Origin of the sequence: Oceaniferula marina (assembly GCF_013391475.1) — a bacterium.
Taxonomy (GTDB): Bacteria; Verrucomicrobiota; Verrucomicrobiia; order Verrucomicrobiales; family Akkermansiaceae; genus Oceaniferula; species Oceaniferula marina.
The window spans coordinates 1-2,252 of sequence record NZ_JACBAZ010000036.1 but is presented as its reverse complement, the minus strand read 5'-3'; the positions used below and the strand labels follow the sequence as shown (position 1 = coordinate 2,252).

Genomic DNA, 2,252 nt, shown 5'->3' with positions numbered 1-2,252 from the left:
TCTGCGCTACAATAAAAATAAAGCTAACAAGACGTTGCACCCGACGTAGAGTAGCTGCGCAGCCAAAAATTTTAAGTTGGCTTTAACCATTAACAACACAGTGAAGGATACCGTCACTCTACGCCGGTGAACTTTACGTTCGGCAAAAAATACCATGCAATGCAAATGCCATAAACTTGAAAATGCATCTTATCTTGACGAGGCTCCGATTGGATTTCAACGCTTCTTGGACCAGATTGACATGGGGGATTGGATGCGGTTGTATCAGTGCAAGAAGTGTAATGCGCTGTGGGCTATAGATGAGTGGGATAAGTATTATCCACAGGTTGTAGTGCGAATTAACGAGCGTGACAGATGGAAGTCTGAGGTGACTGAAGATATACGCAAGAGCTTGTTGGCTGCATCTAGAGGTGGAGTAGTTGAGGGTGAGTGTATTTGGGCGGGTTGCCATAAGCCACCAATACACGGAGTTGTTTACTGCATAGATCATTTATACGATACAGGTGCACGAAAATAACAGCCGAACAAGTCGTTGCACCCGACGGCTAGTAGCTACGAAGTCAGATTTCGTTTCTGTTCTACACGATTGAAAATATTAACCGTTCATCTAGGCTTCCATCGCCGCGGGTGAACTTTACGTTGGGCAAAAAAATAATAATGCGATCACCTACTTACATTGATGACTATAGCTCATGTTCTGAGACCTATTCGACGTTGTGCATTATGCATGACGATATTTCTCCTACAGAAGTTACAACAAGGCTTAATGTCGAACCCACTAGGCAGAACGTTAAGGGTGAAAAAATTGCAGGAATAAGACGCCCAGCGAGAATTAATGGGTGGTTTCTTTCATCCCAAAACAAGGTGGAATCCTTTGACTCCAGGAGGCACATTGATTGGATATTGGATCAGATATACGAGAGAAGTGAAGAGTTGAATGACATGATGGAGCAAGGGTTCTGCATAGATATTACTTCATTTTGGGTATCTAAATCTGCGAATGGAGGTCCTACATTATCACCTTATCAGATGAAGAGGCTTTCAGACCTTAATATCGAAGTATGGTGGGATATTTACTTTGATGATGACGATGAAAGCTAGAAACGCAACAAGCCCAACAAGTCGCAGCACCCGACAGCTAGTAGCTGTCGAGTTTGCGACGGGTAACCATTTTACGATATTGTATCTTTAATTCGTATATCGGCGCATGCTCGCTGCCGGTGTGCTTTACGTTAGCTAAAAAATGGCCAAGCAAAACGATATCAGATCACGAATGCTAGCTGGTCATATTGATGGAACTACCGTGCTTGGTGATATCTGGAGAGGCTTATCCGAATTTGAAGCCCTCGCTCTTATTGAGCATTGGCGCCGTATAATGGATTCGTCAGGCACTGTTGAAGCAGATATAATCGATTCGATAGCTACTAATCCCAAATTTAGTGCAGCGTGGAATCGATTTTCAGATGAGGAACGAACCGCAAGATCAAGAACTATATCTTCTATTGCAGTTAATGATTTGAAGCTGCCTGATGGTTCGGTGAAGACATCTCGTTCAAATTCAAAATTGAGCTAACAAGTCGCAGCACCCGACCGCTAGTAGCTAACTGGCCAGGTTTTTTGGCTGGTTTACAGGATTGAAAGTTATAAATTGATGCATCTGGCACATCGCGGCCGGTGTGCTTTACGTTCGGCAAAAATTATGAAGAAGCACAAAAAACCGTTTTATTTATATGCAGGATGGATATTATCTGCGCTTGGACTTATTTGGTTTTTCTATCTCAATATTTCCGCTGAAGCCCGAATCACCGAGGATTCGAAGAGAATGGTTAAGTCACATATGATATCTGATTCCGTAAGTAATAATCCCGAAGTTAAGGCTGATTTCGCAGTGGCGATGGTTATTCAGAATGCTGTCAATGAGGTGGAAGCTATGTGGTGGCCATTCATGTTTTTCGTTAACGGCGCCACTTTTCTACTCATTCACGAGAGAAATAAACTGGCCGAACAAGTCGAAGCACCCGACAGCTAGTAGCTGACAGGTCAGGGTTTGGCCGCTGTTCATCAGAATCGAAACTTTAAATTTAGAGCTACTGGTACATCGCTGCTGGTGTTCTTTACGTTATGCGAAAAAATAGGCAGATTATTCAAACGGTTGACTATTCCGAATCGGCTCGAAGGATGAAACCATAAGTTTGTTCACTCAGTGGATTCATCGGTTTTCTTTGCAAGGCTAAGTGAATATTCTGATCAGC

General features: G+C 43.0%; 3 protein-coding genes. All 3 read left to right on the top strand.

What is annotated here, in order from left to right:
• The first annotated feature begins 657 nt into the window (after positions 1-657).
• Positions 658-1,101: a DUF4279 domain-containing protein gene (locus tag HW115_RS19300; RefSeq protein ID WP_494408123.1), complete on the top strand. Its 444-nt coding sequence runs from the start codon at positions 658-660 to the stop codon at positions 1,099-1,101.
• 142 nt (positions 1,102-1,243) lie between these two features.
• On the top strand, positions 1,244-1,573 hold the full coding sequence (locus HW115_RS19295; protein ID WP_178935250.1) for a hypothetical protein: 330 nt from the start codon (positions 1,244-1,246) through the stop codon (positions 1,571-1,573).
• 126 nt (positions 1,574-1,699) lie between these two features.
• Positions 1,700-2,029 carry a hypothetical protein gene (locus HW115_RS19290; protein ID WP_178935248.1) on the top strand — a complete coding sequence of 110 codons (330 nt, stop codon included), beginning with the start codon at positions 1,700-1,702 and terminating at the stop codon, positions 2,027-2,029.
• Positions 2,030-2,252: the final 223 nt, after the last annotated feature.